The organism is Mesorhizobium sp. WSM4847 (assembly GCF_055811335.1).
The window spans coordinates 36,979-63,320 of record NZ_JBVVPY010000006.1; the positions used below are offsets into that span (position 1 = coordinate 36,979).

27 protein-coding genes and 1 pseudogene are annotated in these 26,342 nt (G+C 61.5%); 15 read left to right on the plus strand and 13 right to left on the minus strand.

Annotation, left to right across the window (positions count from 1 at the left end; translation table 11 throughout):
* Genes tssE through tssA form a run of 5 tightly spaced genes read right to left on the minus strand, consistent with a single transcriptional unit; the run spans position 1 to position 4,498 of the window.
* On the minus strand, positions 1-756 hold the full coding sequence (gene tssE / locus AC0L28_RS10095; protein ID WP_023801310.1) for a type VI secretion system baseplate subunit TssE: 756 nt from the start codon (positions 754-756) through the stop codon (positions 1-3).
* Complete coding sequence (locus AC0L28_RS10100) at positions 743-1,198, minus strand: Hcp family type VI secretion system effector (RefSeq protein ID WP_023801311.1); 456 nt, start codon at positions 1,196-1,198, stop codon at positions 743-745. The genes tssE and AC0L28_RS10100 overlap by 14 nt, the downstream gene beginning before the upstream one ends.
* 51 nt (positions 1,199-1,249) lie before the next feature.
* Positions 1,250-2,755: a type VI secretion system contractile sheath large subunit gene (gene tssC, locus AC0L28_RS10105; protein ID WP_023801312.1), complete on the minus strand. Its 1,506-nt coding sequence runs from the start codon at positions 2,753-2,755 to the stop codon at positions 1,250-1,252.
* Between the two features lie 3 nt (positions 2,756-2,758).
* Entirely contained in the window at positions 2,759-3,298 is a 540-nt protein-coding gene (gene tssB, locus AC0L28_RS10110) for a type VI secretion system contractile sheath small subunit (protein ID WP_023801313.1), read from the minus strand.
* Between the two features lie 6 nt (positions 3,299-3,304).
* Positions 3,305-4,498 carry a type VI secretion system protein TssA gene (gene tssA / locus AC0L28_RS10115; protein WP_473477146.1) on the minus strand — a complete coding sequence of 398 codons (1,194 nt, stop codon included), beginning with the start codon at positions 4,496-4,498 and terminating at the stop codon, positions 3,305-3,307.
* 333 nt (positions 4,499-4,831) lie between these two features.
* Here tssA and tssH point away from each other — a divergent pair, with 333 nt between their 5' ends.
* Together tssH and AC0L28_RS10125 are read left to right on the plus strand one after the other, a co-directional pair.
* The gene (gene tssH, locus AC0L28_RS10120; RefSeq protein WP_473477149.1) at positions 4,832-7,597 is read left to right on the plus strand and encodes a type VI secretion system ATPase TssH; all 2,766 of its coding nucleotides are present in this window, start codon (positions 4,832-4,834) and stop codon (positions 7,595-7,597) included.
* 166 nt (positions 7,598-7,763) lie between these two features.
* Positions 7,764-8,003 carry a hypothetical protein gene (locus tag AC0L28_RS10125; RefSeq protein ID WP_023801316.1) on the plus strand — a complete coding sequence of 80 codons (240 nt, stop codon included), beginning with the start codon at positions 7,764-7,766 and terminating at the stop codon, positions 8,001-8,003.
* Positions 8,004-8,486: 483 nt separating this feature from the next.
* Here the strand turns inward: AC0L28_RS10125 and AC0L28_RS10130 are convergent, their stop codons facing one another.
* Positions 8,487-9,179: a DUF899 domain-containing protein gene (locus tag AC0L28_RS10130; protein WP_473477152.1), complete on the minus strand. Its 693-nt coding sequence runs from the start codon at positions 9,177-9,179 to the stop codon at positions 8,487-8,489.
* Between the two features lie 2 nt (positions 9,180-9,181).
* Positions 9,182-9,475: a hypothetical protein gene (locus AC0L28_RS10135; RefSeq protein WP_473477155.1), complete on the minus strand. Its 294-nt coding sequence runs from the start codon at positions 9,473-9,475 to the stop codon at positions 9,182-9,184.
* A gap of 858 nt (positions 9,476-10,333) precedes the next feature.
* On the opposite strand from AC0L28_RS10135, the gene AC0L28_RS10140 reads away from it, so the two are divergent.
* The 4 genes from AC0L28_RS10140 to AC0L28_RS10155 all read left to right on the plus strand — a co-directional run bounded on the left by AC0L28_RS10140 (position 10,334) and on the right by AC0L28_RS10155 (position 13,448).
* Positions 10,334-10,537 carry a hypothetical protein gene (locus AC0L28_RS10140; RefSeq protein ID WP_023801320.1) on the plus strand — a complete coding sequence of 68 codons (204 nt, stop codon included), beginning with the start codon at positions 10,334-10,336 and terminating at the stop codon, positions 10,535-10,537.
* Positions 10,538-10,678: 141 nt separating this feature from the next.
* A complete protein-coding gene (locus AC0L28_RS10145; RefSeq protein ID WP_473477158.1) occupies positions 10,679-11,965 on the plus strand; it encodes an SDR family oxidoreductase in 1,287 nt (428 codons plus the stop codon).
* Positions 11,965-12,438, plus strand: a complete 474-nt coding sequence (locus AC0L28_RS10150) for a DUF2269 family protein (RefSeq protein WP_473477160.1) — start codon at positions 11,965-11,967, stop codon at positions 12,436-12,438. Before AC0L28_RS10145 ends, AC0L28_RS10150 begins: the two co-directional genes overlap by 1 nt.
* Positions 12,439-12,497: 59 nt before the next feature.
* On the plus strand, positions 12,498-13,448 hold the full coding sequence (locus tag AC0L28_RS10155; RefSeq protein WP_473477163.1) for an NAD(P)/FAD-dependent oxidoreductase: 951 nt from the start codon (positions 12,498-12,500) through the stop codon (positions 13,446-13,448).
* 60 nt (positions 13,449-13,508) lie between these two features.
* Here the strand turns inward: AC0L28_RS10155 and AC0L28_RS10160 are convergent, their stop codons facing one another.
* A complete protein-coding gene (locus AC0L28_RS10160) occupies positions 13,509-14,126 on the minus strand; it encodes a TetR/AcrR family transcriptional regulator (protein WP_473477166.1) in 618 nt (205 codons plus the stop codon).
* A gap of 97 nt (positions 14,127-14,223) precedes the next feature.
* On the opposite strand from AC0L28_RS10160, the gene AC0L28_RS10165 reads away from it, so the two are divergent.
* Together AC0L28_RS10165 and AC0L28_RS10170 are read left to right on the plus strand one after the other, a co-directional pair.
* Positions 14,224-14,448, plus strand: coding sequence for a hypothetical protein (locus AC0L28_RS10165; RefSeq protein WP_023801326.1), 225 nt, complete (start codon positions 14,224-14,226; stop codon positions 14,446-14,448).
* A gap of 37 nt (positions 14,449-14,485) precedes the next feature.
* A complete protein-coding gene (locus tag AC0L28_RS10170; RefSeq protein ID WP_473477169.1) occupies positions 14,486-14,929 on the plus strand; it encodes a GFA family protein in 444 nt (147 codons plus the stop codon).
* Positions 14,930-15,003: 74 nt separating this feature from the next.
* On the opposite strand, the gene AC0L28_RS10175 is transcribed toward AC0L28_RS10170, so the two are convergent.
* Complete coding sequence (locus AC0L28_RS10175) at positions 15,004-15,321, minus strand: hypothetical protein (RefSeq protein ID WP_473477171.1); 318 nt, start codon at positions 15,319-15,321, stop codon at positions 15,004-15,006.
* A 186-nt stretch (positions 15,322-15,507) separates the two neighbouring features.
* Between AC0L28_RS10175 and AC0L28_RS10180 the strand changes: the two genes are divergently transcribed.
* The 3 genes from AC0L28_RS10180 (at position 15,508) to AC0L28_RS10190 (ending at position 17,115) form a co-directional block, all read left to right on the plus strand.
* On the plus strand, positions 15,508-16,329 hold the full coding sequence (locus AC0L28_RS10180) for an SIR2 family NAD-dependent protein deacylase (protein ID WP_473477173.1): 822 nt from the start codon (positions 15,508-15,510) through the stop codon (positions 16,327-16,329).
* An 81-nt stretch (positions 16,330-16,410) separates the two neighbouring features.
* Positions 16,411-16,659 carry a hypothetical protein gene (locus tag AC0L28_RS10185; RefSeq protein ID WP_287228727.1) on the plus strand — a complete coding sequence of 83 codons (249 nt, stop codon included), beginning with the start codon at positions 16,411-16,413 and terminating at the stop codon, positions 16,657-16,659.
* Between the two features lie 141 nt (positions 16,660-16,800).
* A complete protein-coding gene (locus AC0L28_RS10190; protein ID WP_473477175.1) occupies positions 16,801-17,115 on the plus strand; it encodes a hypothetical protein in 315 nt (104 codons plus the stop codon).
* A gap of 13 nt (positions 17,116-17,128) precedes the next feature.
* Here the strand turns inward: AC0L28_RS10190 and AC0L28_RS10195 are convergent.
* Positions 17,129-17,458 (minus strand): annotated as a pseudogene (locus tag AC0L28_RS10195) (thiamine pyrophosphate-dependent enzyme); the annotation flags it as partial.
* Positions 17,459-18,152: 694 nt separating this feature from the next.
* The gene (locus AC0L28_RS10200; RefSeq protein WP_077382116.1) at positions 18,153-19,475 is read right to left on the minus strand and encodes an NAD(P)/FAD-dependent oxidoreductase; all 1,323 of its coding nucleotides are present in this window, start codon (positions 19,473-19,475) and stop codon (positions 18,153-18,155) included.
* Between the two features lie 704 nt (positions 19,476-20,179).
* Between AC0L28_RS10200 and AC0L28_RS10205 the strand changes: the two genes are divergently transcribed.
* Positions 20,180-20,425 (plus strand): hypothetical protein, encoded by a 246-nt coding sequence (locus tag AC0L28_RS10205; protein WP_091590277.1) that lies wholly within the window; start codon positions 20,180-20,182, stop codon positions 20,423-20,425.
* A gap of 16 nt (positions 20,426-20,441) precedes the next feature.
* Positions 20,442-20,657: a hypothetical protein gene (locus tag AC0L28_RS10210; RefSeq protein ID WP_027154083.1), complete on the plus strand. Its 216-nt coding sequence runs from the start codon at positions 20,442-20,444 to the stop codon at positions 20,655-20,657.
* 209 nt (positions 20,658-20,866) lie between these two features.
* Here AC0L28_RS10210 and AC0L28_RS10215 read toward each other — a convergent pair whose 3' ends face one another.
* Positions 20,867-21,571 (minus strand): phosphoribosyltransferase, encoded by a 705-nt coding sequence (locus AC0L28_RS10215; protein WP_091590822.1) that lies wholly within the window; start codon positions 21,569-21,571, stop codon positions 20,867-20,869.
* Between the two features lie 301 nt (positions 21,572-21,872).
* Here AC0L28_RS10215 and ku point away from each other — a divergent pair, with 301 nt between their 5' ends.
* Together ku and AC0L28_RS10225 are read left to right on the plus strand one after the other, a co-directional pair.
* Complete coding sequence (gene ku, locus AC0L28_RS10220) at positions 21,873-22,676, plus strand: non-homologous end joining protein Ku (RefSeq protein ID WP_287216947.1); 804 nt, start codon at positions 21,873-21,875, stop codon at positions 22,674-22,676.
* A gap of 41 nt (positions 22,677-22,717) precedes the next feature.
* Positions 22,718-23,758, plus strand: a complete 1,041-nt coding sequence (locus tag AC0L28_RS10225; protein ID WP_473477178.1) for an ATP-dependent DNA ligase — start codon at positions 22,718-22,720, stop codon at positions 23,756-23,758.
* A gap of 32 nt (positions 23,759-23,790) precedes the next feature.
* Here the strand turns inward: AC0L28_RS10225 and ligD are convergent, their stop codons facing one another.
* Positions 23,791-26,340 carry a DNA ligase D gene (ligD, locus tag AC0L28_RS10230; protein WP_473477179.1) on the minus strand — a complete coding sequence of 850 codons (2,550 nt, stop codon included), beginning with the start codon at positions 26,338-26,340 and terminating at the stop codon, positions 23,791-23,793.
* Between the last annotated feature and the right edge of the window lie 2 nt (positions 26,341-26,342).

Here is a 26,342-nt window from a genome sequence, read left to right on the forward strand (position 1 = left end):
TCAGCTGTCCCTGAATTCGGTCCGCGCCAGGCCGTTATCGAGATTGATCGTGGTGCGCAGGCGCATGCGTTCCGGCGTCGGCGTCATGATCAGAACGGCGTCTATCTCGATCTTCAGGCCGACACTTTTGTCACCGAGGGTCACCGTTACCTTGGTTGCGCTTTCCTTGAGACGGGGCTCGAAGGTGGCAAGGACCGAGCGGATCTCGCGCGCCAGGGTCTCGCGATCAAAGTCGCGGGACGAACGGCCCGAAAACGACGGCACGCCGTAGTTGACCACACTTCGGCGCACCTCCGGAAAATCGGCCAGCGACGGCGGATTGTCTGCGGCCTGTTCGCTTTCGAAATCGGAAAGAAGCGGAACAGCTTCAAAACGCTCGGTGTTGAACAAGGCCTCGATGTCGCGCCGCACCGCCTCCCTGAGGACGCGGGCCGATACAACCACGCCACGGCTTTCGATCTCGGCGCGGTGTTGGGTCTGAAAGGCCAGGCGGTGCAGACGCCGCTTCTGATCGGGAGTCAGCTCCGCGTCGGCGTCGATCAGCCGCGCGCTGCCCGCCAGCAGCGTGTCCAGCCGGTCCGCGCCCAACTCGTCCTGCAAGGTCTGGCGCAGCCCGTCTATCTCGGAGGTGACGCCCGGCAGGTCGTTGACGAGGCGGTCCCAAAGAGAGGGCTGGACCGCCTCGCGTTTTGCTCGCGAACTGCCGGTTACCTGCAGCTTGTCGGCGCCGGGCCGCCGCGCCTCACTTGCCGACATAGACATCCATTTCGATTTCGTCATCCTTGTCATAGACGAACTTGATCTTCTTGTAGGCGAAGCTGACCTCCTCCTCGATCAGGTCTTCCTCGTCCTCGGCCTGCGACATGTCGTATTCCATGATCGAAGCGTCGGTCAGGGTGACGACCAGATAATCGCTGGTCTCGCCATCGATGGTCCGGCGGGCGGAGAACACAACTTCGTCCAGCGCCTTGTTGTCGAACAGCGCCTTTTTCAGATAGGGCGATGACTTGTCATAATGCTTGGTGAACTTGATCATCCCCAGCGACACGCGACCGCGGCGTGAGAGCGAATTCGGATCGTATGGCGCGATTATCTTGTAATCGACCCCGTGGACTTCGATTTCGTCCTCATGACCGTCGCGAACGCTTGGCCCTTTGATATCCGGAACTTTTAGAAAACCATCAATTTTCACGGGCATTGTCTTCCTCCAGCGCTTTCAAAACAAAACAAGGTGGATGTTGCTGCAAAATCAAGCCTTTACGGACGGTAGTTCTGACACCAGTCGAAGCGAGGCGTTGATGCCCTCCAACTGGTAATGCGGGCGCAGATAGAAGCGGGCGTTGTAGTAGCCCGGCCGCCCCTCGACGCTGTCCACCTGGACTTCAGCGGCGGCAAGCGGGCGCTTGGCGCGCGCCTTGTCGTCGGCAAAGGCCGGGTTGGCCAGCACGTAGCGGTTGATCCACTCGGTCAACCAGATCTGCATGTCGGAGCGCTCCTTGAACGACCCTATCTTGTCGCGCGCAATGGCCTTGAGGTAGTGCGCAAAGCGCGAAACCGGGAAAAGATAGGGCAGGTTGGCGCTCAGCCGTTCATTTGACTGGGCGTCGGGATCGACCAGCCGCCCGGCGCGCGTCTCGTCGTCCTGCAGCGAATGCGCACCGATAAAGGCTGCGAGATCGGTGTTCTTGCGGTGCAGAATGGGCATCAGGCCGAGCTTGGCCAGTTCCGCCTCGCGCCGGTCGTCGATGGCAACTTCCGTCGGGCATTTCATCGCGATCGATCCGTCGTCCGTGGGGAAGGAGTGCACCGGCAGGTTGATCACTGTGCCGCCGTTCTCGACTCCGCGGATCTGCGTGCCCCAGCCATAGAGCTTGTGACTGCGGTTTATGTTGACGCCCATCGGGAAGGCGGCGTTCATCCAGACATATTTGTTGTGGTCGCCCTGCACTTCTTCCTCGAAAGTGAAGCCCTTCACCGGAACGGTTTCCGAGCCATACGGCAGTCGCGCCAGAACACGTGGCATGGTCAGGCCGATGTAGCGCGCGTCCTCGCTCTCGCGCAGCGATTGCCACGAGGCATAGGCCGGGTTGGAGACGATCATCTGCAGGTCCTGCGGGTTCGGCAGTTCCTGCCAGCTGTCCATGCGGAACAGCCGCGGGTCGGCGGCTGCGATGAACGGCGTATGCGCGGAGGCACAGATGCCCGAGATGTTGCGCAACAGGCCGACGTCACGCGGATGGTTCGAGAATTCGTAGGCGCCGATCAGGCAGCCGATCGGCTCGCCACCCAGCATCGAATACTCGTCCGTATAGACCTTCTTGAAGATCGGGCTTTGATCCCACATCTGGCCTTCGTAGTCTTCAAGCGTGTCGGCAAGCTGAACCTTGGAAATGTTCATCACCCGGATCTTCAGCTTCTGATCCGTCTCGGTGTTGTTGACGAGATACCATAGGCCGCGCCATGTGCCTTCCATTTCGCGCACTTCCGGCGCATGCAGAATCTCGTTCACCTGGGTAGTCAGCATCTTGTCGATGCCTGCTATCAGCGACTTGATCGATTTGATCGCGTTGGACGAGATGGTCGTGGTATCGGAGCGGGACTGCGCCGCCAGCGCGAGATTACGGACGAGCTGCTGCAGCTTCTCGCTGTCGTCCTTCTTGACCTTGAAATCCTTCTCGAGGAGCCCGCTGAATTCTCCGAGGTCTATGGCTTCCGCCTCAGCGGCGACGGCTGCGGTTTTTTGTTGTTCGGCCATGATTTACTCCTGAACCTTGTCGTCGTCGGATAATGCCTGGTTGGCGATCTTGCCGAGAAGCGGCTCGTTGTTCAGAAGTTGCGCGATGCGCTTTTCGGCGTCGACACGGCCGTCCATGAAACCGAGCAGCTCCTCGAGCTGACGACGCATCTTGAGGATCTCGGCCAATTGCGGGACTTGTTCGGCGATCTTGTCCGGGGCGAAATCGCCCATTTTGGTGAAGGTAAGATCGAGTGCTAGCTCTTCGTCCCGCTCGGCGCCCTCAGCCTGGGGCAGCGTATTCTTCACACGGGCTTTGACGCGCGGCCCGAGCGCCTCCATGAAACGGGGGAAGCGGTTGGCGTCAGTCTCGACAAAGGAGCGGTCCAGTACCGACTTCATCGCTTCCCTGGTCTGTGAAGCGCCGGAGAGGTCGGCCATCACGCCCATGACGAACGGCAATTCGATCGTCGTCGGGCTGCCATAGGTTTCCACGTCATAGGCGATCTGCACGCGCGGAGCGCGGTTCCGTTCGATGACTTTCGCTTTGCTTTCAGCTGCCATGGCTCGTTACCTTTCATCCTTCTGGGCCGTCTTCTTGGCATCGGGAACGCCGGCAAGCAGCCGGAATTCCTTCAGCCCCGACGGGGCGAGATCTTCCATCAGTTCAACGAAATCCATATGCACCATCCGGCGCACCCGGCGGGCCAGGTGCGGGATCGGGCTCGACGGTTCGGTGCGGTCATAAAAGGCGATGACGAGGTCGAGGCATTTCACGACGTCGTCGCGCGAGGAAATCCGCTCCGGCAGCCCCGTGCTCGGTTCCGCGTAACTCGCCACACTTGCCATAGTATCGGCTCCATGGCCCTTTGCAGGCATTTGACCGTTTCGAGCAGGCATTTCCGGATCTGCAGTCGTGGGGGCTGGCTCGGCCGCGCCGTTCGTCGCCGTTTCGATTGCCGAATTCCGTTCGAGGGTCGACAGCAAACGCTGCAGAAACCGTTTCAATTCCGGAACAGCGGCGCCACCGCCCTGCAGACGGCCGTTGAGAGCCGTCTCGACCGCATCAAGAGCCGTGATCGCCGCATGAGCATCGGCAATGAGCGACATCATCTCCGCATTGGCTTGATCGGCCTGCGCCTTGCACCCGCTATGAACCCGGTTCAGCAGTTGACCGTGCGCGCTGGCCAGCGTTGCCTTTTCCGCCGCATTCAATCCCGAAGCCGCTTCCAGAAGCATGACCCGCTCGTCGAGTGCGGCTTGTTCCAGATCGCGTCCGCTGATCGGTCCCATAGGGCGCGGCTCGAAGAAAATCATTCGCCGCAAGTCCGCCAGCAGCCCGTCCTGGCCATTCTGGAGGTCGAGCAGGGCGTTGATGCGACGCAAGGCGGCGTCGCGTGGTGAAGCACTGGGCCGCAGGGCCGGGTGCATGGTCTCCCAATGCTGATCGAAGCTCCGCGCAACAAGGGTCAGGCCATGTGCGAGCCCGGCGAGCCGCTGCTCATTGGCCAGCGCGCGCGTGACAATGACGAGCAGGCGCAGATCCCGGCCATGCCCACGCAATTCCTCCGCCTTGTCGAGGACGGCAGGCCAGTCGACCGGAATGGTGCTTTGCGACGAGGGCTGGTTGTGGCCGCCATGGACGACCTTGACCTGCGGCTCGGTGAGACGCTCCAGTTCATGAAAGGCTGGATCGTTGCGCAAATCCTCCCCTGACGGATTTTCACCGTCCAGCGGATTCAGCCAGAGTGCGAGATCAAGCACACCATCCCCCAGCGCGCGGCTCGTGGGCCGTGCCTGACCCAACGTTACCACACTGCGACACTTTACCACAATTTAGTTGATGCTCAATCTTAATACGAGCCTGCAACCGGCGCGCTGGGCTCAAAAGTGCTGGCGGATTTGTCGAACCCTGTCGGTGAACGCATCGCCAACAGGCGGGGCGTTCGATGGCGTTGCAGCCGATGGCGCCGGCGCCTGCCGGGACGGAAGAAATCGACTGAATCGCACACCCGGACGCCCCGCTGATAAACGCTCTTTGTCAAGTCGCTGCTTATGTGGCAGTTTGTTGGCTGGCAGATTGGAGGGGCAAGTTCGATGGAACAGCGCCGGTCGTCGCAGAGCTTTAAACGCAAGGAACTGGTCGGCAAGCTCAACCCCATCTGTTTGCGCGCCTTCAAGGCTGCGGCCGACACCGCCAAGCTGCGCGGCAATCCTTATGTCGAGCTCGTTCACTTCATCGAGCAGCTGGTGCTTTCAGAGCGATCGGATGTGCAGCTGATACTGGCAGACGCCGGGGTGGATGCGAGCCGGCTCACGGCCGATATGACCCGCGCCGTCGACAAGCTGCCTTACGGCGCCACTTCGATCGAGGAATTTTCCGATCATATCTTTCACGCCATCCAGGAGGCCTGGGGCCTGGCGGGACTGGAATTCAGCGTCGAGGAAGTGCGCAGTGCGCATATTCTGCTCGCCTGCCTGAAGACGCCGGTGCTGGAAGGCCTGCTGTCGAAGATCAGCGGCGAATTCGACAAGATCGATGCGCAGGCCGTTGTTGCGCGGTTCGCGGACGTCATGGAGGGTTCGCTCGAAGCCGGCGCCGCGACTGCGGTTGCCGCCGCCGAAACACCGCGGCGGGCTCCGGGCGGGGATTCGGCGCTGGCCAAATATGCCACCGACCTGACCCAGCGCGCCCGCGACGGCAAGATCGATCCGGTCGTCGGCCGCGATCCCGAGATCAGGCAGATCGTCGATATCCTGATGCGGCGCCGGCAAAATAACCCGATCCTGACCGGCGAGGCGGGGGTCGGCAAAACCGCGGTCGTCGAGGGCTTTGCCTTGCGCATTGCCGAGGGCGACGTGCCGCCGACGCTGCAGGGCGTCAGCGTGCGCATGCTCGATGTCGGCCTGATGCAGGCGGGCGCCAGCGTAAAGGGCGAATTCGAAAAACGGCTGAAGGCGGTCATTGACGAGGTGCAATCCTCGGAAACGCCGGTCATCCTCTTCATCGATGAAGCGCACACCTTGATCGGCGCCGGCGGCGCGGCAGGAACCGGTGATGCGGCCAATCTGCTGAAGCCGGCGCTGGCGCGCGGCGAGCTTCGCACGATCGCGGCGACGACCTGGGCCGAATACAAGCAGCACATCGAGAAGGACCCGGCGCTTACCCGTCGCTTCCAGGTCGTCAAGATAGATGAGCCGTCGGAAGCGGTCGCCGTTCTCATGCTGCGTGGTGTCGCCGGTGTCCTCGAGCAGCATCACAAGGTGCAGATACTCGATGAGGCGATCGAGGCGGCGGTCAGCCTGTCCCACCGCTACATCCCGGCACGGCAACTGCCCGACAAGGCCGTGAGCCTTCTCGACACCGCCTGCGCCCGTGTCGCCATTTCGCAGCATGCCACCCCGGCCGAGGTCGAGGACATCATGCGCCGCCGCCAGGCGCTGGAGGTCGAGCGCGCCATCATCGGCCGCGAGGCAGCGATTGGCATCGACGTGGCCGACCGGCAGGCTCGGGTCGAAACCGGGCTTGCCGAGACCGAACTCACGCTTGCTGCCGCGCAGCAACGCTGGGATCGGGAAAAGGCGCTGGTTGGCGAGATACTCGAACTGCGCGCCAGGCTGCGCGGCGAGGGTGTGCCGCTCGACGCCGTGGAGCCTTCGGGGGCGGTGGCCGAAACCGCAGGCGCCGATGTATCTGAGATCAAAGCGCCCGAACCCGATGCGCCCGAACCCGATGCGGAAGCAACGGCCGCTGCCGGTCCTTCTCCACCCGACCCGGCTGCCGATCTCGCGCGGCTGCGCGAGTTGATGGCCGAACTCGCAGAAGCGCAGGGCGAGACGCCGCTGATCCTGCCGTCGGTCGACCGCAACGCCGTGGCGGCGGTGGTGCAGGACTGGACCGGCATCCCGACTGGCCGGATGCTGTCGAGCCAGACCGAAAAGGCGCTGCGGCTCGCCGTCACGCTGTCCGAGCGCGTGGTCGGTCAGGATCACGCCATGGAAATGATTGCCAAGCGCGTGCAGACCAGCCGCGCCGGGCTCGGCGCGCCCGAAAAGCCGGTGGGGGTTTTTCTGCTCTGCGGTCCCTCGGGCGTCGGCAAGACCGAAACCGCGCTGGCCCTGGCCGAGACGCTCTATGGCGGCGAGCAGAACCTCATTTCGATCAACATGTCCGAGTTCCAGGAGGCGCACACCGTCTCTACCTTGAAGGGCGCGCCACCCGGATATGTCGGCTACGGCAAGGGCGGCATCCTCACCGAGGCGGTCCGGCGCAAGCCCTACTCGGTGATCCTGCTTGACGAGGTCGAGAAGGCGCATCCGGACGTGCATGAAATCTTCTTCCAGGTCTTCGACAAGGGAATGATGGACGACAGTGAAGGCCGGCGGATCGATTTCAAAAACACGCTGATCCTGCTCACCTCGAACGTTGGCTCCGAAGTCATCATGGACCGGACCAACAGTGGCACGGTGCGGGCGGGGCTCGACGATCTCGACACAGCATTGCGCGCCCCGCTGCTGAAGGTTTTTCCAGCGGCCTTCTTGGGCCGGGTGGTGACCATCCCTTACTACCCGCTCTCGGACATGATGATCGAAGCGATCACCCGCCATCAGTTCGCCAAGATCGCCCGCCGGCTGCGCTCGAGCAACGATGCCGAGTTGGTGATCGGTGACGGTGTCATGGATCTGGTCAAGGCCCGCTGCACCGAGATCGAATCCGGCGGCCGAATGATCGACGCCATTTTGACAAACACGCTTCTGCCGGAATTGAGCCGTGGCGTGCTGAACCGGTCGCTCGAGGGCGAAAAAATGACGAAGGTGACGGTCGGAGCCTCCGAAGGAGGTTTCACCTATTCCTTCGAATAGCTGAGCAGCAATCTGTGGTTAACCGGCGCCGTAGCACCGCTCAGGGTTGATCCACCGCATTTTGCGCCCGAGCACCAGAGCCAATTTGGCGTGGTTTCGCGCGTCGGTTGCATCCTGGCCCCAGACACGCTACTATACCCTCTCGCGTTCCCGGGGGGGAAGGTGGATGAGCATCGTCCATAGGGTCGGTCCAGTTCTAGATCAGGCGATTGCCGCAGTCCTCAACAGGGCCGGCTATGGCGACACCGTCTCGGTCAAAGCGGCATTAAACCAGGTTCGGCAGGCTGCACCTGGTTTGGTCGCATCCAATGACGATCTGACCGAAGCTATCCTCGAAGTCGCTGCTGCTTTGGGCCTGTTGGTGGCTTTCGATGAGCACGAGCAGTATCCGCTCAATCCCGCTTAGTTATCCGGTCACCGCTCGAAAGATCTAATGCATGTCGCGTAAGCGGTTTTGCGATAACGACATGCATAAAACAAGAACTTAGCGTCACATGAATACATTCAGCCGAGACGCGCTTTAGCGAGATAATCCGGCCCCTCATGGAACCCTTTGGCAAGCGACGAGTTGCGTTCAAAGCTGAAGGTGATCGTCATGGCAACCAGAGAGAGCGATCGTGGTTTCCGAGACCTGGTCCGTTCGGAAGACAATCGTCGGAGCCTACGCAAGCGATTAGGACTGGAAGGCGATCCAACCCTGTCGCCGAGGCTTCTCGCATTAGCTCTGAAGCTTCAGAAGGAGCTCGATCGGCGAGAGCAAGAACTGGTTGACGAGAACCCTCCATCACCCTGAAGTCATAGCACTCATTCCGGTGACCGTAGATAGCAACGCGTGACAGAGCGGGCCATAAGATCCTTGCCGACGCCGTTCCACCGTCCCCCCGCGGGTCTACGCGTAGCGGTCGTGGCGGCGCACCCAGTCCATTCCCTCAGCTTCGTTGCGGCCCTTTGGCATCAGGTCGAGCATGGCGTAGGTGCCCATCATCACCTCCACACCGCGGCCGTAGGTGGAGTAGGTGTGAAAGACGGTGCCAGCCTCATCCTTGTAGAAGGCGCTCAGGCCAGGCCATTCCTCGCCGGTTTCCCGCCATTCGCCGTAGTTGTAGTCGATGTGCCCGGTAGCGACCTCTTCGGGCGTGAAACTGACCCGGAAATCGTAGTTGAACGGACTGCCGTTCGAGGACACCCATCGGAACTGCCAGCCCATACGTCTGCGGTAGCGCTCAATATCGGCCAGCGGCGCGCGCGAGACGGCGATCATGGTTACATCGTGATGCGCCAGATGCCTGTTCATGCCGTCGGTGTGATCAGCCATGAACGAGCAACTTGGGCAGCCTTCCTTCCATCCCGGCGCGAACATGAAATGTTGCACGAGAAGTTGCGAGCGGCCGTCGAAGAGGTCGGCGAGCGCACGCGGACCGTCCGGCGTGTCAAACAAATATTCCTTGTCGATACGCACCCATGGCAGCGCGAGCCGCTCGCGTGCGACCTTGTCGCGAAGATGCGTGAGTTCCTTCTCCGCTCGCAGGAGGTCCCGGCGGGCGCTCAGCCAGTTATCGCGTGAAACGACAGCGTGTTGCATTGTCAGTCTCCTTGGGTTTGGGCGACGGAAGTGTTGCAGTGCTGCGAACGGGCGGAAAAGAGCTTCAGCCACGGCGATACGTGAAAGAGGCTCATCAGCAGGTACATCAGGGCCATGTCGTTGACCGGCATGAAAGGCGAGGCGGCAGAGCACATGGTCATGCCCGGCGAGCCGACAGTAGAAATCCAGGCCATCAGGGCAAAGGTCGGTGCGGCGGCGAGCCCGAGCCAGCGGGCAAAACCGACCGCCTGCCCGAGCAACGATGTGGCTTTCTCTTTTGCTGCAAACATCGTCATTTCCGGTCCTGCGGTCGAATTCGCAGTTTCCACGTTTTCGATAAAAAGACGCTATCTCGGGCAGCCGGAGAGGTGAGAGTTACAAGTGTGACGGGATTTCAATGTTGGGCTGCAAACGGACCTGCAGCAATCGCCTACCGCAATAATTGGGAGCGCGCATTAGCCCTCAATCCAACGCAAATCTCACCGCGCTTGGCCGACACGGAAACGAATGAGACGACTCCCGGTTGTTGGCAGGGTTGACCCAATGCAGTCTTTCAGCGCGAGCATCGCTTGCTGGAGCTGCGTGGTCGGTCGGAGGCCAATGGTGTTTCTAATGGAACGCTAATATACAATGGACGCTCGAACGAGCAGCGCCTGCCAAATACCTGGGGAACGCCATGCGAAGCCTCGTCTTCACGATGTGTATCGCCACCGCAACTGCCGCCAGCGCCCATGATTGGTACGAGGACAGGATTGACCCACTGACGAAATTCAAGTGTTGCGGTGGCTCTGATTGCCGCGCCATACCTCGGTCGTCGGTACGGTCCAGGATAGACGGTGGTTACACTTACTTGCCGCATAATTTCAACATCCCACGGGACCGTGTGCAGGAATCGCCGGACGGCCAATACCACATCTGCGAGAGTACCTACGTCGTCACTAATCAGCTGTATTGGCGTTGCTTTTTCGCACCTCGCGCAAATGTCTCTCTAATTCTCCCACATTAAGATACTGCCTGAATTCCTTGCCGCCCGGACAAGTGGAGCTGGACCAGTCCCAGCGCTTCGGCCGGAGAAGCAGCTGTTGTGATCGATCATCCGGGGAACATTTTCGTCAGCCTTCAATTAAGCAGAGGAGCTGGTTTGGAGCAGATCAATGGGCATTTTTTCCGACCTTGATAAAAAACTGACGGAAAATCTCTACGCGCACGGCAACGACCTCGTCGATCCTGCTGCGGATCTTCCCGAGAGCGTCGAGGAACGGGTCGAACTCTTGATGCCGTTCGTTCAGCCGGAGGCTCGCGAGTTGGTCCGTTCGCAGATCCTTGGTCTCATTCATGAGTACAGGAATGAGGATTGAACGCCTATGGTCATCATCAACCCTGAGCAGATGGCCGAAAGACGTGTGCTTTCGCAGCGCCGGAAAAACATCGACGATGTGGAGGAGATACGCGCCGAATAGAACGGCGACGATCTCGTGGCTGCCGGAGATCGGGGTCCGATGAGAATTCTCGTTGTTGGAGCCACCGGCTTGATCGGCGCTTCGATCTGCGCCCGCCTCGTTTCCCAAGGACATGAGGTGGTCGGCATCGCCCGTAGCCCGCGGGCAAATGCCGCCCGTAATTATCAGACATTGGTGCTGGATATGGCAGCCGCGCTACGCCCTGAAGATTGGCTGCCGCATCTGACTGGCGTCGATGCCGTGGTGAACTGTGCCGGCGTTCTGCAGGACAGCCCGCGCGAAAAGACCGGGCAAGTCCATCGCGATGCGGCGGCGGCTCTTTTTCTCGCCTGCGCGCGGGCAGGCGTTGCCAAGGTGATCCACTTCTCGGCAATGGGAGTGGATCGGGCACAGCCTTCGTCGTTCTCGGCGACGAAATATGCCGGGGATCAGGCGCTGATGGCGCTTGACCTGGACTGGATAATCCTTCGCCCTTCCGTGGTGCTCGGCCGGCCTGTGTTTGGAGCCAGTGCATTGTTTCGCGGTCTGGCCTCGCTGCCGATCCTGCCGTCAATGCCAGATACCGGCCGGCTGCAGGTCGTGCAGCTCGAGGATGTGGTCTCGACGGTCCTCTTCTTTCTCAATCCCGGCAGTCCGTCTCGTATGGCGCTGGAGCTTGCCGGTCCCGAACATCTGACCATGGATGAGATCGTCGGTACTTTCCGCCGCTGGCTCGGCTGGGCTCCTGCAGCCAGGCTGGTCTTGCCGGGATGGGGCGCGCGGCTTCTCTACCGCCTCGGCGATTTTGCCGCGATGCTCGGCTGGCGGCCTCCGATGCGCACCAATGCCGCCAGGGAGATCGCACGGGGGGCGCTCGGAGATCCCTCGGACTGGATTTCCCTGACCGGCATACAGCCACAAAGCCTGGCGCAGTTCCTCGCGCTCAATCCTGCGACGGTGCAGGAAAAATGGTTTGCCGGGCTTTATGTCATCAAGCCTGCAGTCTTCGTCGTGCTGCCGTTCTTCTGGATCATGACAGGGATTGTGTCGCTTACCACTGGCTACGGCAACGGCATCGACCTCATGCAAAGCACGGGGGCTGGCATGTTGTCGGCGCCTGCCGTGATCGCCGGCGCTCTTGCCGACATCGTCGTCGGCGCACTCATAGCCTGGCGGCCAACGGCGCGAAAAGGTCTCTACGCTGGCATCGCGCTCTCGCTGTTCTATCTGGCCGTTGGCACGTTCCTGCGCCCGGACCTGTGGAACGAACCACTTGGGCCATTCCTGAAGGTCTTGCCGATCGTCGTCCTTCACTTCGTTGCCTTGGCGATCCTGGAGGAGCGCTGATGCTCTATTTCGTGCTGAAGTTCCTGCATGTCATCGGAGCCAGCGTGCTGCTTGGCACCGGGGCCGGCATCGCCTTCTTCATGCTTCTCGCCCACAGGACCGGCAATGCGGCAACAATTGCGGCAGTGGCGCGCATCGTGGTGGTCGCCGACTTTCTCTTCACGGCAACTGCCGTCGTGGCGCAGCCGATAACCGGCGTCGCGCTCGCCTGGCTGGCGGGCTACTCGCTCTCCGAAGGCTGGATCGTGCTGTCCATCGCGCTCTATATCGTCACCGGTGTGTTCTGGCTGCCGGTGGTATGGATGCAGATGGAAATGCGCAATCTGGCGTCCGCAGCCGCCAAAACGGGGACCCCGCTGCCGGCCCGGTATATCAGGCTTTTCCGGCTGTGGTTCGCCTTCGGCTTTCCCGCCTTTGCTGCCGTCCTCGGGATTTTCTGGCTGATGATCGCGCGGCCGACGATCGAGTGGTGACGCCTTGCCGCGACAGATGTCGTCGCTTGGATTTCGGCGCTGGAACATCTTTGCCATGAATGCGTTCGGCGCGGATGGATCAACCCGCGCGCAAACGCCGACATTCAGCCTCGTCCGCGACCGAAGCGGATGTTCTCATTGTTGGCGGTGGACCTGCGGGGCTGGCGGCTGCTACCTATCTCGGCAGGTTCCGTCATCGGGTCGTCGTGGTCGACGCGGGTGAATCGCGCGCAAGGTTGGTTGCGGAAAGCCGCAACTGCCCGGGATTTCCGGAAGGGATCAGCGGCCCCGATCTTCTTCAGCGGCTTCGCGCCCAGGCCGCCAAGTTCGGAGCGACACTGATCCAGGATCACGCGTCATCGGTCGAGCCGACCGTAGGCGGGTTCGGCGCCGAAACCAACGGCGGGCGGATCGTCGCCCGAAAGGTATTCCTGGCGACAGGTATCGTCGATGTCGTGCCTGCAATTCCGCGTCTGCGCGAGGCCATCGCCAAAGGCAGCGTACGCCTTTGCCCGGTTTGTGACGGCTACGAAGTCATAGATCGTCAGGTCGCGGTCATCGGTCACGAGGCGCAGGTGCTGCGAGAGGCCTTGTTCCTCAAGCAGTATACGCAGCACGTCACAATGATCGCACGCTATCTTCCAGATTTTTCCGCGAGCACACGACGCGTGGCCACGGAAGAGAACATTGCTATTTGCGACGCATTCAAAAAGTTTGTTCCCACCGACAGCGGCTACCAGGCCATCCTCAAGGACGGCGAGGTGCGCCATTTCGACGTCATCTATCCGGCGATGGGATGCCAGGTGCGTTCCGACCTTGCGCTGGCAATGGGCGTCAAATGCTGCGACCAGGGCTATGTCATCGTCGACAAGCATCAGCGGACTTCGGTCGAGGGGGTGTATGCCATCGGCGACCTGGTCAAGGCTCTGAACCAGATCGCAGTCGCCTTCGGCCAGGCTGCGATCGCTGCGACAGATGTTCACAATGACCTGGCCCTCGGCTACGAATAAGGCCCCTGAACATTAAAGGGCACAGATATACGGTAGGCGGGGCGAGCGGGATGGCACCAGCTATTGTTGTGGTGCTGGGTTTCCCAGCCCCTCCAACAGTGTGCTCAAGGCCGCATCCAAGGGGGCCGATCCCACCTTCTCGGGCACCAGGAGTCCATCGATCGCAAGCATGGTCATGCCGTGGATGAGCCCCCAGCCGGCTGCCGCCTGACCTTCTATCGGCCGCTTGCGAATGCTCCCCGCGGCCTGGCCGCGCCGGAGGATTTCGAGGAGAACGTCGAATACCGCCAGCGCCCGCTCATTGAGATGCATTCCCACCGCTTTTCCCTCCTCCGCGCTAAACATCAGGCGGTAGAGAGCCGGGTTGTCCGTTCCGAACGCGACGTAGGCTCGAGCTATCGGAGTAATTTCCTCGCGCAGAGTTTTCGGCGCTTCAGCGTTCGCCGCCGATAGGGACACGCGCAGCCGGTCGAACCCAATCATAGCGATCTCCGCAAGCAGCGCGGACTTATCGGGGAAGTGCTTGTACGGTGCCGCGTGGCTTACGCCAGCCCGGCGGGCAACTTCCCGCAGCGTAAACTGCCAGCCCTTCTCCTCCCGAAGCATATCCAGCGCTGTCTCGATAACCGCACGGCGGAGATCGCCGTGGTGATAGGGGCGGTTGGGTGCGTCCTGCATGCTACCTCAAAGTTTCTTGCGAATACATTGTTGACACTGGCTACTTAAGGGACTACATCAGGGGCGTAAGTTTCTTCTGTCTACATCGGAGTGGACCATGAACGCAATCGCAAAAATCACCGATGCAGATCGGCTAGGCAGTCTCCTCGCCGGCCAGCGTGCTGCCTTCATGCATGATGCTGCGCCTTCGCTGGCGCAGCGACGCGCTGATCTGGCCAAGTTCAGGGTCACGATCATCGGGCGCCGCAAGGCGATCGAAGATGCCATCAATGCCGATTTCGGACATCGATGCTTCGGCGATTGGAATTCCGTTTCCCAATGACAACGAGGAGCATCAGCACATGACCATGGACCCATCGTTGGCGCTACGCGGCTCCTGCGAATGCAGCGCTTGCTCGTTCGAGGTGCATACGTTGCCGAAAGCCAGGTTCCGGTGCCACTGTTTGATCTGCCAGGCCTTCAACGGCAAACCGTTCGCGGATGTGGTCGCCGTTCGCGCCAAGGGTGTCGTGCTGAAAAACGCCGGCAATATTTCATTCAAGAAATACCGTCCGCCGCCGAACTTCAATCGCGGGGTCTGCCGGACCTGCGGCAAGCCGGTTGTGGAGGTTGCCGGCGTCGGGCCGCTCAAGGTGATGTTCATCCCGGTCAGCAATTTCGAGCCCGAGGCCCGGCTGCCGCCGGTTCGGATGGATATATTCTATCACCATCGTGTGCTGGACGTGCCCGGTAGCCTGCCCAAGTACAGCGGCTATTACCCGAGCCTTTTGGCAGTCGGGAAAATGATCATGAGTGGCTTGTGAATTGGTGAATCGATTTACTTGGGTGCCTGTGCCCGTTTCATGTTCGGGACCATAAGCTCTCGAAACCAATCTCGCTAGCGCAGCAGGGCTGCCAGCAGGAAGGCCGCGGCGGCTACGAGAACGACTGCGGCAATCACCAGCACCGGCCAGTTCTTGCCAGGCTGAAGACCAGGCTCGCTTGCTGCCGGCCGCATCGCATCGCCGAAGCTTGCTTCATTGGTGAACTCAGGCTGTCGCCGTGGACGAGCCTCGGCGACAGGATTTGGCATACCGGCCGCTTCGGCGTCGGTCTTTTCAGGTGCCGCGGCAGGGTCGAACCCCGGGGTCTTGTCCTGTGTCGCCCCGGCCTGAATATCGCCTCTCGCTTTGGTCTGATCTCGTCGGACGGCCATCATGGTCTCTCCCCTGACACCAAACTTCGATCTGGCTCAGCGGTTCCAATCTGCGCCGCATTTGCTGAACACACCCGATTTTCCGAACAGACCCGGTTTCTGAACAGACTTGGCGCTGATCCGGCTTCTGCGGAACAGAGGGCGGCTTTCGCAGTTGTGTTTGGATCATTGCCTGGTGAGTTGGCCATGCCGTCTGCACTTGAGCAACTGGCTCAATCCGTGAAAGAGCGACGAGCGATCTTGTTCGTGGGGGCGGGTGTGTCGATGAGCGTCGGCCTGCCATCCTGGGAGACGCTCATCGAGCATATGGTGGATGAACTCGGCCTCGATCGAGACGTGGTCGACAGGCCAGAGTCCAGTTACCAGGCTCTTGCCGAATATTACCGGCTAAAGCATGGCAGTCTCGGCCCCTTGCGCAGCTGGATGGATCGCGAATGGAGCGTCTCGCGGGAAAAAGTCAAGCGATCGGCGATCCACAAGCTGATCGTGTCACTCGATTTCCCGATCATCTACACAACCAACTATGATCGAAACCTTGAGGTTGCGTTCGAAGTCCATGACCGCGCGTTCGTAAAAGTGGCCAATGCCAAGGATATCGCCAAGGTGAACGGCGAGGTTACCCAGATCATCAAATATCACGGCGATTTCGACGACGACGCATCGCTGGTCCTGGCGGAGTCCGACTATTTCGAGCGGCTGTCGTTCGAGTCGCCGTTGGACGTGAAGTTTCGCGCCGACGCACTCGGGCGCACCGTCCTGTTCATCGGCTACAGCATGTCAGACATGAACATCCGTCTGTTGCTGTATCGGCTTTGGGAAACCTGGCGCCGGTCCGGTTATGAAAGGAATCGTCCGAAATCGTTCGTCTTCATGCCGCAACCGAGCGTCGTCCAGGAAGCGGTCCTCGGACGCTGGGGTATCGACATGCTGACCGAGGAGGCCGATCGGCCGGAGGATGCTCTGGTGGCATTCCTGAGCAAGCTCAAGGACGCGATAGACCAGGCTTAGTGCCGATGCGTTCGGCCGGGAACATTGTAGATCGTTGCGACGTTCATAGCTGCGAAGGGATGCTGTTTGCGGAGGCCTATGATGGGCCAGTTCCAAATGATCGATCTCGTTTCCGTCATCGACGCCTGCACCACCGACCGCGCCGCAGGGCGATTGGTGTCGATGGCCAAAGCCGTCGAAGAGTTGCGGGTGCTGACCGGTGATTTCATCTCGCCGGACGAAATCGTGGCCAACGCACTGTCGCCGGTGGCGTGGGCGCGCGGCTGCGCGGTCCTTTTCGACGAGCAGCCGGGCGCCGATATCCTGCACACGCCATGGCAGGATGCCTGACTGAGGACGCCTGAGCGCGCCGAATATCGGCAGCCGCGCCGGCCGGGCGCTGCACGCATCGCATATGCCGCCGCCGGGAGCGCTGGCGGCGGTACCGCAACAGGAGTGTTTAGCCACAATCCGTGAAACCGGAGAAATGCTATGAACAAAAACGAGACCCGTTACGAACATGGCGCGACAAAGTACCCGGCAAAGAAAGATGCCGACGCGTCGGATCAATTCTCGCAGGAGGCAGCCGGCAACAAGAAGCCTGCCGGCGGCATGGGCCTGACCCGGTCAAGGGACGAGGTGGAGGACAAAACCCATCAATCCGAAGGGCGGGACCCGCCCAGGCGGTCTACGCCCAGCGCAGCGACCGAAAAGACATCCGGCGCCGGTCCGTCGATCGCCGAGCGTTCCAAGGACGCCAAGGCTCCGAAGAGCGGCCGCCAGCCAGGCGCCTACACCAAGGACTGACCGGCCAGGGAGCTCAGCCCATCATCGTCTTCAGCGGCTCCCTAGCGAGGTTTGCTTCGATCTCCTTGCGGCCCGGCGTTTCCCGTAGGGCTGTGCGCATGTTCTTGCGATATTCGTTCGGCATGCGCGGCGGCAGCATAGGTTCATATGCGTCGACGACCGCCTCTATGATCACCGGACCTTCCGCGGCAAATGCAGCATCAAGAACCCCATCGACGTCCTCAGGCCGGGTGACGCTGTAGCCGATGCCCCCCATGGCTTCCGCGGCCAGGGCGAAATCGATCGGCTGGAGTTCGCAGGCAAATTGCGGGTTGCCAAGGAACATCATTTGCTCCCAGGCGATCTGGTTGAGCATGTTGTTCTTGATCACCAGAAGCTTGAGCGGAAATCCTGTAACGCACGGCCGTCGAAATGTGTCGACAAGGATCTCGGCGGTGTTGGGCATGGTTGCCTCCAGTGTGTTGTCCCGGGCCAATGACCGCCCCAGGCCAAGGACAACCGGGAGAAGCAGGGCGAGGGCGCTTGTAAGAAGCGGCGCTGAGATTGACGCCTCCGGCGTGGACGAGGTGCGGGGCCGCTCCGCCTGTGGAAGAGCTGGGTGAGATAAAGCCGTGCGTGCCCCGCGCAGGGGGCGAGCATCCACAGGTTGGTTAAGACGTTGTCGACGACACCCCAGCGCCGTAGAAACCGGTCTCCCGCATGATGCCGTAGTGCAGGGCCACGGCGTTGAGTTTGCGCTGCCACGTGTGTAGGTTGCGGCAAACATCCCGGCCGCTGGCGCGGCGTATGGGCCGAGCAATTCGCCTTACCGGCAGAAGCAGAAAACGCTAGAATGAACTCCTGCGACGGTTCCAACTGCGCCAAAGACGAGCGCGATGAGCGCGGCGCTCTCCCGAGCGGATTCTGGTGCAACTCCTACCACGTTGCGCTCATGCACCCGGAGACTTGACTGCGAGGGGACGTGGGGATTCCGCTCACCCGTCTGCTGACACTTTGACTTCGCTTGGTGCGCGTCAGGCCTGACTTCCGGCTGATCTTCAGATAGCGGCGATGTCCAGCTTCGAGCCGTCGACCAGACGCGACAGGCGGAACGGTGTAGGATCGACGCAAGGCGTGTCGTTTACGACAAGCTCTGCGGCCAGATAGCCAAGCCCCGGGCCCAAACCGAAGCCGTGGCCCGAGCAGCCCGCCGCGAGGACGAGGCCTTTCACCCCGTCCACCTGCGACACCACAGGCACTGCGTCCGGCGTGCAATCGACGAAGCCGCCCCAGGCACTATCGATCTCTATATCGCCGAGTTGGGGGAAGGTCTTCCGGACACTCTCCACCACTTGGCTTACCAGCCATTTTAAGGGTGGAGGATCCAGCACCCGATTCTGTTCGAAGATCCGATCGTCGCTGGTCAGCAGCGCCGGCATTGAATCCGGCCCCGAAAGGAACGATTGGCCGATGCCGAGCCTGACGTTCTTCAGGCGACGCAAGAATTGCGGCATGAATTCCCGGCTATACCGGATAGCCTGGGGCGTGATTTCGAGGTTCGCCTTGCCGCTGATCGCAAGCGTATAGCTGCCGTCCAGTCGGCGCGTGATCGTGCAGTAGGGTGTGGAGACCGCCTCGCCTATGTTGATTGTCGGGGTGGAACGCAGCGCGGTCTGCCGGATGCTCGCTTGGGGGAAACTGATCCCGAGCGGCCTAAGGAAGCGCGAGGACCAGGCGCCAGCGGCGCACAGCACCGCGCTGGTTCTGATGTAGCCCTTCTCCGTGTGCACGCCCGCAATCTTGCCATTGGCCAAGTCGAGCGCCCGCGCGGCGCATTCCTGGTGGATGGTGGCGCCCAGAGCTCTGGCCCCATCGGCGATAGCCGGCGCGGCGAGCGCAGGTTCGGCCTTACCATCCCGGTCCGAATAGGTCCCGCCGACCCATTTGTCGCGCGCTTCGGGGACGCGCTCGGCCACCTCCGCCCGGCTCAGCATGCGGGTGTCGACCTCGTACTCCCTGGCGACCTCGCGCCACCTTTCCCAGCCGGCGAGCACAGCCTCGTCGTGAGTGGCATAGACGAGACCGCAGCGTCGAAATCCAAGGTCCCGATTGATATCGCGCGTCAGCTCGTCCCACAGTCGCATGGAGATCACCGAGAGCGGCAGTTCGCGCCGATCGCGGTTCTGCTGGCGGCACCAACCCCAGTTTCGGCTCGATTGTTCACAGGCGACGTGGCCCTTCTCGAGCAGAGCCACAGAGAGGCCACGCTTCGCCAGGAAATAGGCGGCCGTAGAGCCGAGGATGCCGCCGCCGACGATGACGACGTCGACCTCGGCCGGGAGACGCTCATCGCTGTGAATGCGTTCGACTCGGGGCGACATGTTCCAACCAACCTCGGCTGCCAAGAATGCGGAAGCAAAGTTCCGATCAGCCCTTCATCGCATCGTGCGCTCGAAAGAATGTGCCGAAATCATCCAGGACTTCGCCAGATGTGCGGGTTTTTGATCCCTTGATCGATACGAGCTGCTCAAGCCCGACCGAGTTCCAGTTCGGCGCAGGGCGGCGTAACCTGCTCGCGAGTCCGTTGGATCGCGCTTGAGGGTCTTGAGCCTGCGAGCGAAGTTGTAGGCAGCAACGAAGTCGGCGAGGTGTTACCTGAGCTGATCGTGGCTCTCGTAGTAGAAGCGTTTGACCGTGGCGTCCTTGATCGTGCGGTCCATCCTCTTGCAGCTTTACGCGCTCGCTGCGGCGGGGCGTCAGACGTGGACATAGGCGATCAGTCGCCGAACGACGGGAGATGCTCTGATGTTCCATCGGAACACCGCGGGGAGAAAAACTGACGGATCATGGCAAATGCGGATAGCAGCCCGGAGCAGATGAGCGAATAGACGGTTTATTCGGCCGCCATCTCGGAACGATCCCGCCGCCCTGCCATTATCGCCATAAGGACAGGCTCAGATCGTGGTGGCGCACGATTGGTCCGCTTCGGCAAGGACCGTGGCCAACTGCAATCACCGGAAGTGGACGGTTCCGCCAGCGATCTGGGCCTCAAAAAATCGAACGCAAGGCACCTTGGAGGAAACCGATGGCTGGACGCAGAACCCACGAGCAGCAATTGCGCATCATTGAAAAGCGGGAGAACACGAAGGGCGCCGGCAAGGATTTCGACGCAGAGGCTGACCTGAAGCGATCAGCAGCGGAACGTGAAGCGCTGCGCAAGGGGTCGGAAATCAGGTCCAAGACACCCGACCTCGTTGACCCTGACGATCGCAACATCCTTCGCGGAGAAAATCAGCAGAGCGTTCATCACAAGAACCGTCCCGACGACTAAGAATTGGAGCAAGCCCATGGCAAAAGGTAGCAAGAAGCACATCGGAGCGGGTGCGCGGGGAAAGGGTTCCGGTGCAGGCGCCATGACCACCACCCCAAAGGACAAGCTCGAGGAAAACAAAGTCCTGTCTAACCGCGACAAGGCCCAGCACACGAAGCAACGCGGTCTGGATTCCAGGCAGATCGCGACTGAGCAGCGCCAGGATCACGCTGCCAATCGTTTGCGCGATTGACGGCTCAACCGCCGCTGGCGCGCGGTGGCGCGGCCCTGACCGGGGCCGCGCTTCAGGTCGGCTGCGAGCGCAAGGGGAGGGGCCGTTTGGCTCAGGCCAGGCCTATTCGCCACTGAAGAGCGGTTCTATCGGATGGCGCGATTTGGTCATTTTGAGTTCGCGCAGAAATATCGCCGCGCTCGACGATCGCCATCGGTTGTCGGTCCTTGCTAGCCATGGCGTGCTCCTTCGGCAGATCGCGTCGACGACCTGCTCTCAAACTGCTCTGCCTCACGCAGCAGCCGGATCACTTCCGCGTCCGTGGTCTGTTCGAAATCCTCATAGTACCGGCTCACCGCAACAAACGGCTCAGGCGTGGCGAGACAGACCACTTCGTCCGCATCGGCTTTGATCAGGTCCAGCGTGTCCCGAGGTGCGACCGGGACGGCCAACACGACATGCGCGGCGCGATCCTTCCTTAGCGCCTTGAGCGCCACTCTGACCGTGCCTCCAGTCGCAATGCCGTCATCGACGACGATGACGGTCCGGCCCAGGACCGAAGCCGCAGGCCGGCTTCCGAGATAGAGGTTTCTGCGACGTTCGATTTCGAGCAGTTGCCGCCGCTTCTCTGCTTCGACGTATTCGTCTGACGGCCGGACCAAAGCCATCGCCTCCTCGTTGAGGACGAGCTGCGGATTTTCCCCGTCGACGACCGCGCCGATGCCATATTCGGAATGGCCCGGCGCGCCGATCTTGCGCACAAGCAGCACGTCGAGCCGGGCACGGAGTGCCTTCGCCACTTCGAAGCCAACCGGCACGCCGCCGCGCGGCAGCGCCAGCACCATTGGATCGGTTGCCGCGAACCTGGCCAAAGCGGCGGCAAGCTGGCGCCCCGCATCCGTTCGATCTTTGAATCCCAAGGCGTCAAAGCGCATGGTCTTCACCCTTTTGACCCTGGCATCGCGCCGCTCAGGCCCGGATTGTCGAAAACACCCCGGCCGGTCGCGCTCCTCGACCAAAATTCCTTACTGGCGAAACGACGATAGGAGGCAATTGTTTCGTCTCACCTTGGTAAAAATTTGCCGAACCATGCGATTGGCCCCGGTTCTGCTGCTGGCCCGGAGGGCGTCTCAGGCAATGGGCTAATGCCGTGGCCTTGGCGCGCGAAAAAAACGCTGCTGGAACAATCGATCGCCCTGCTGCGTTCGACTGTTTTACTCCTGCCGGGGGTGCTCGATGGCGCCACGTCCTTTCTGGAAAGGCTATCTGAAGCTTTCGCTGGTGACCTGTCCGGTGGCGATGACGCCCGCTACCACCGAGAGCGAGAAGGTCCGGTTCCATACGCTCAATCGCAAGAGCGGGCATCGGGTGGTCAGCCAATATGTCGATGCCGTCAGCGGCAAGCCCGTTGCTGAAGACGACGAGGTGAAGGGCTACCAGCGCGGCGAGGACGAATACGTCCTGCTCGAGGACGACGAGATCGAAGCGGTTGCGCTCGAGAGCACGCGTACCATCGATATCGACATGTTTGTCGATGCCGACAGCATCGGCTGGATCTGGTACGACAAGCCGCACTATCTCACCCCTGACGACCCGGTAGGGGAGGAGGCATTCTCGGTCATTCGCGACGCAATGAAATCGACGGGGACGGTCGGAATATCGCGACTGGTCATGTACCGCCGCGAGCGCGCCGTCATGCTTGAACCACGAGGCAAGGGCATCGTGCTGTGGACACTGCGCTATGGCGATGAGGTTCGCGATCCCGAGGATTATTTTGGCAAGATCGACGACGTCAAACCCGATCCGAAACTGATGGATATGGTCTCGACCCTGATCGACGAGCGAACCAGGCAGTGGGATCCCGCCATGACCGGAGATCCGGTCCAGGCGCGGCTGCTGGAGATCATTGCCTCGAAGAAGAAGGGCAAGAAGGGTCCGGCCAAGGCGAAGGCCAAGGCCGAGCAACCGGCCAGCAACGTGATCAACATCATGGATGCGCTGCGCAAGAGCATCGGCTCGGAGCCCGGAAAGCGGAAATAAGCGCCTGGGAGCAGGCTGGGCTGGGAGACAAAGGCAGCACAATGAAGGTCATACCCCGCGATCCTGCTTTCGACAGCACCCGCCGATCCAGCGATTTCCTCCTGCCGCTCGATACGCCTCCAATGGAGGCAAAGGCGGCCGATGCGATTCCCGAAGGAGATGGATGGCAATACGAACGCAAATGGGATGGTTTTCGCTGCCTGGCATTTCGGCAGGATGATGCGGTGGAGTTGCGCGCAAAGTCAGGCAAGCCGCTAGGACGCTATTTTCCCGAACTCCTCGCGACATTGAAGGGACTGCCGTCGCGCCGTTTTGTCGTCGACGGGGAAATCGTCATCTCGGTCGACGGCAAGTTTTCGTTCGAAGCGCTCCAGATGCGGCTTCATCCCGCCGAGAGCAGGATCCGCAAGCTGTCCGCCGAAACCCCGGCTAGCATCGTCCTGTTCGACATGCTCTGCGATCAGCACGGAACCGTCTGGTTGGCGCGGACCCTGAAAAAACGGCGAGCGATCCTTGAGGCTTTCGTCGCTTCGGCAAACCGCAGGAACATCGTGCTTTCGCACTGCACGCGCGATGTGAAGGAAGCCCGCTCCTGGCTAGGGGATGCCGGACATGGGGCGACAGACGGCGTCGTTGCCAAGCGGCTGGACGGTCCGTACCAACCGGGGGTGCGCGCGATGGTGAAGGTGAAGCGGCTGCGGTCGGCCGATTGTGTGGTCGGCGGCTTTCGCTATCTCAGCAGCAGTCGTCAGGTCGGATCATTGCTGCTGGGTCTGTACAACGAGGCCGGCAAGCTCGACCACGTCGGTTTCACCTCGACCATTGCCAAGGAGGACAGGGCCGAGCTTACCCGCAAGCTCGAAACCATGCGCGAGCCACCGGGCTTTACCGGAAAGGCGCCGGGCGGGCCGAGCCGCTGGAGCACCGAGCGCAGCGGCGAATGGGAGCCGGTGCGGCCCGAACTGGTGGTCGAAGTGCGCTTCGATCACGTCACCGGCGACCGTTTCCGGCACGGCACCAAGTTCCTGCGCTGGCGACCAGACAAGGCGCCCGAGCAATGCACGCTCGAGCAGATCGCCTGATTATTCCGATGCATGCACTCGCAGTGCCGTCCTCAAGCCGCTCTCTTGCGCCGGTTTGCACGGTCTTCGATTGGCGCTGCGGCCGCGCGGAAATCCTGCCAGGGGTCCGACGACAGCGAGGCAAGCCGGGTCGGTGTGTTCTCGACCGTAAAATAGGCCGGTCCGATGCCGGGGCCGAGCTCGTCCCAGGCAAGCGGCATCGACACCGCCGCACCCGGTCGTGCTCTTGTCGAATAGGGTGCGACCGCGGTCGCACCACGCTGGTTGCGCAGATAATCGACCAAGATTTTCCCGCGCCGTTTCGATTTTGTGATGGTCGAGACGTAGCGGTTGGGACTGTCGGCGGCCATGGAGTCGGCAATCGCCTTGGTGAAGGCTTTTACAGCTGGCCATTCGGCTTTCGGCTTCAATGGCGCCACGACGTGCAGACCCTTGCCGCCGGAGGTCTTGATGAAGGGGACAAGCCCCGCATCCTTCAGCCGGTCGCGGGTCTCAACGGCGGCTTCGATCACCGCCTCCCAGCTCACGCCTTCGCCGGGGTCGAGATCCATGATGATCGTGTCCGGACGCTCCCAATCGCTCACCGTCGAGCCCCAGGGGTGGATCTCCAGCGACGCCGACTGGACGAGACCGATCAGCCCGTCGAGATCATTGATGCTGATCAGCCGCTCGTCGGGCGGATCCTTGGGGTCGTGGACCAGTACGATGTTGGGGTTCAGCCCCTTCCAGGCATGCTTCTGGAAGAATTGCTCGCCCGAAATCCCGTTGGGACAGCGCACCAGCGCCAGCGCGCGGCCGACGATGTAGGGCGACACATAACGCCATACCTCGGCATAATAGTCGGCGAGGCCTTCCTTGGTCACGCCCTCGTCCGGCCAGTAAAGACGGTCGGGATGGGTGAGCTTGACGGTCCGGCGCTGAGGTTTGGCCACCTCCTTGCTCGTCTTCGGCGTCTCGCGCGTGATTTCTTTCGCCGGCTTGTCTTCGCGCAACCCGCGGAACGAGGCGTGGCGCAGATGGCCGTCGGCGGTCCACGCCCGGAACTCGACTTCGGCGACGAGGTCCGGCCTGACATAGCGGACTTGCCGAGCCTCGTCGGCGCTCAGCCGTTTTTCGAACGGGCTTGACGGAATGCGTAACCGCTCGAGCTTCTTGAACAGGCTCTCGGCGACCGCTGCCGTGTAGCCGGTGCCGACGCGCCCGACATGATGCAGCTTGCCGTGGTCATAGACACCCAGGACAAGCGAACCGATCGCCTTGCGCGACGTTGTCGAGGGGACATAGCCGGCCACGACAAATTCCTGCCGCGCCGAGCATTTCGACTTCACCCAGTTCTTGCTGCGGCCGGCGCGGTAGGGCGCATCGCGAAGCTTGGAGACAATGCCTTCCAGGCTCAGCCGACAGGCATGTCGCAGCACCAGGGCGCCATCCTCCTCAAAATGGCCGCTGTAGCTGATGATGCCGCTGTTACTGCCGATGATTTTTTCCAGCAATTCCTTACGCTTGATTAACGCAACTTCGCGCAGATCGTAGCCGTCGAGATGAAGCAGGTCGAAGACGTAGAAGTGAAAGCGATCACTGCGGCCCTCGCTGAGATCGGCTTGCAGCGCGGAAAAATCCGATGCGCCGGCTGACGTCTCGACCACGAGTTCACCGTCGATCAGCGCCGTCCCGACAGGGATATCGGCCAGCGCCGAAACGACCGCCTTGCCGAATTTCTTCGTCCAGTCGAGACCGCTCCGCGTCAACAGTTTGACGCGGCCGGCTTCGATCCTGGCCTGCAGCCGGTAGCCGTCGAATTTGATCTCGTGCAGCCAGCGCTCGCCCGACGGCGCTGACGAGACCAGGGTCGCCAGCGTCGGTTCGACGAAATCGGGAAGCGCCGCCTTCTTGGCGCCCTTGATCTTTGACGGTTCGGGAACGCTGACAGTGGCGGGGGCCTCTTCCGCTGGAGCTGGCCTGGTGCTGCCGCCGCGGCGCCTGCGAATGCGCCCTGTCTTGGACGACCAGCCGGGCTCTTCGCCGGCGACGTCCTCGATCTTGCGGCCGGTCGCGACGGATTCCGGCCGCTCGTCCAGAATGTCGGGATCACGTTCGGTGCGCGCGGCGTCATCGTCGCCTTTGATCAGCAGCCAGTTCTCGCGCTTCTCCCGGGGCTTTCCGGCCATCCGCACAAGATGCCAGCGGCCGCCAAGCTTCTCGCCGTGAAGTTCGAAGTCGAGATGGCCTTTCGCATAGCCGCGATGCGCGTCGCCGATCGGCGTCCAAGTGCCTCTGTCCCAAAGGAGGACGGTGCCGCCGCCATACTCGCCCTTCGGGATTGTGCCTTCGAAGTCGCCATATTCCAGAGGATGGTCCTCGACGTGGACGGCAAGACGCTTCTCGCCGGGGATCAGGCTCGGCCCTTTTGTGACGGCCCAGCTCTTCAGGACGCCGTCCATTTCGAGACGAAAATCATAATGGAGCCGGGTGGCATCGTGCTTCTGTATGACGAAGCTGTCGCCGGTCCTCGGCGCCCTGCGGCCCTGCGGCTCCGGGGTAACGGAAAAATTGCGCTTCTTGCGGTAGGTCTCGAGCGCCATCG

Bases quoted from the DNA above. Each gene is read 5' to 3' on its own strand.
- AC0L28_RS10130 (WP_473477152.1), bottom strand. From the start codon at position 9,179: ATGCAACACGCTGTCGTTTCACGCGATAACTGGCTGAGCGCCCGCCGG.
- tssH (WP_473477149.1), top strand. From the start codon at position 4,832: ATGGAACAGCGCCGGTCGTCGCAGAGCTTTAAACGCAAGGAACTGGTC.
- AC0L28_RS10100 (WP_023801311.1), bottom strand. From the start codon at position 1,198: ATGCCCGTGAAAATTGATGGTTTTCTAAAAGTTCCGGATATCAAAGGG.
- AC0L28_RS10205 (WP_091590277.1), top strand. From the start codon at position 20,180: ATGGCTGGACGCAGAACCCACGAGCAGCAATTGCGCATCATTGAAAAG.
- AC0L28_RS10185 (WP_287228727.1), top strand. From the start codon at position 16,411: ATGGGCCAGTTCCAAATGATCGATCTCGTTTCCGTCATCGACGCCTGC.
- AC0L28_RS10190 (WP_473477175.1), top strand. From the start codon at position 16,801: ATGAACAAAAACGAGACCCGTTACGAACATGGCGCGACAAAGTACCCG.
- AC0L28_RS10200 (WP_077382116.1), bottom strand. From the start codon at position 19,475: ATGTCGCCCCGAGTCGAACGCATTCACAGCGATGAGCGTCTCCCGGCC.
- AC0L28_RS10125 (WP_023801316.1), top strand. From the start codon at position 7,764: ATGAGCATCGTCCATAGGGTCGGTCCAGTTCTAGATCAGGCGATTGCC.
- ku (WP_287216947.1), top strand. From the start codon at position 21,873: ATGGCGCCACGTCCTTTCTGGAAAGGCTATCTGAAGCTTTCGCTGGTG.
- AC0L28_RS10150 (WP_473477160.1), top strand. From the start codon at position 11,965: ATGCTCTATTTCGTGCTGAAGTTCCTGCATGTCATCGGAGCCAGCGTG.
- AC0L28_RS10160 (WP_473477166.1), bottom strand. From the start codon at position 14,126: ATGCAGGACGCACCCAACCGCCCCTATCACCACGGCGATCTCCGCCGT.
- AC0L28_RS10140 (WP_023801320.1), top strand. From the start codon at position 10,334: ATGGGCATTTTTTCCGACCTTGATAAAAAACTGACGGAAAATCTCTAC.
- AC0L28_RS10215 (WP_091590822.1), bottom strand. From the start codon at position 21,571: ATGCGCTTTGACGCCTTGGGATTCAAAGATCGAACGGATGCGGGGCGC.
- AC0L28_RS10135 (WP_473477155.1), bottom strand. From the start codon at position 9,475: ATGACGATGTTTGCAGCAAAAGAGAAAGCCACATCGTTGCTCGGGCAG.
- tssC (WP_023801312.1), bottom strand. From the start codon at position 2,755: ATGGCCGAACAACAAAAAACCGCAGCCGTCGCCGCTGAGGCGGAAGCC.
- AC0L28_RS10180 (WP_473477173.1), top strand. From the start codon at position 15,508: ATGCCGTCTGCACTTGAGCAACTGGCTCAATCCGTGAAAGAGCGACGA.
- AC0L28_RS10210 (WP_027154083.1), top strand. From the start codon at position 20,442: ATGGCAAAAGGTAGCAAGAAGCACATCGGAGCGGGTGCGCGGGGAAAG.
- AC0L28_RS10155 (WP_473477163.1), top strand. From the start codon at position 12,498: ATGCGTTCGGCGCGGATGGATCAACCCGCGCGCAAACGCCGACATTCA.
- AC0L28_RS10165 (WP_023801326.1), top strand. From the start codon at position 14,224: ATGAACGCAATCGCAAAAATCACCGATGCAGATCGGCTAGGCAGTCTC.
- AC0L28_RS10145 (WP_473477158.1), top strand. From the start codon at position 10,679: ATGAGAATTCTCGTTGTTGGAGCCACCGGCTTGATCGGCGCTTCGATC.
- tssE (WP_023801310.1), bottom strand. From the start codon at position 756: ATGTCGGCAAGTGAGGCGCGGCGGCCCGGCGCCGACAAGCTGCAGGTA.
- tssB (WP_023801313.1), bottom strand. From the start codon at position 3,298: ATGGCAGCTGAAAGCAAAGCGAAAGTCATCGAACGGAACCGCGCTCCG.
- AC0L28_RS10225 (WP_473477178.1), top strand. From the start codon at position 22,718: ATGAAGGTCATACCCCGCGATCCTGCTTTCGACAGCACCCGCCGATCC.
- AC0L28_RS10175 (WP_473477171.1), bottom strand. From the start codon at position 15,321: ATGGCCGTCCGACGAGATCAGACCAAAGCGAGAGGCGATATTCAGGCC.
- ligD (WP_473477179.1), bottom strand. From the start codon at position 26,340: ATGGCGCTCGAGACCTACCGCAAGAAGCGCAATTTTTCCGTTACCCCG.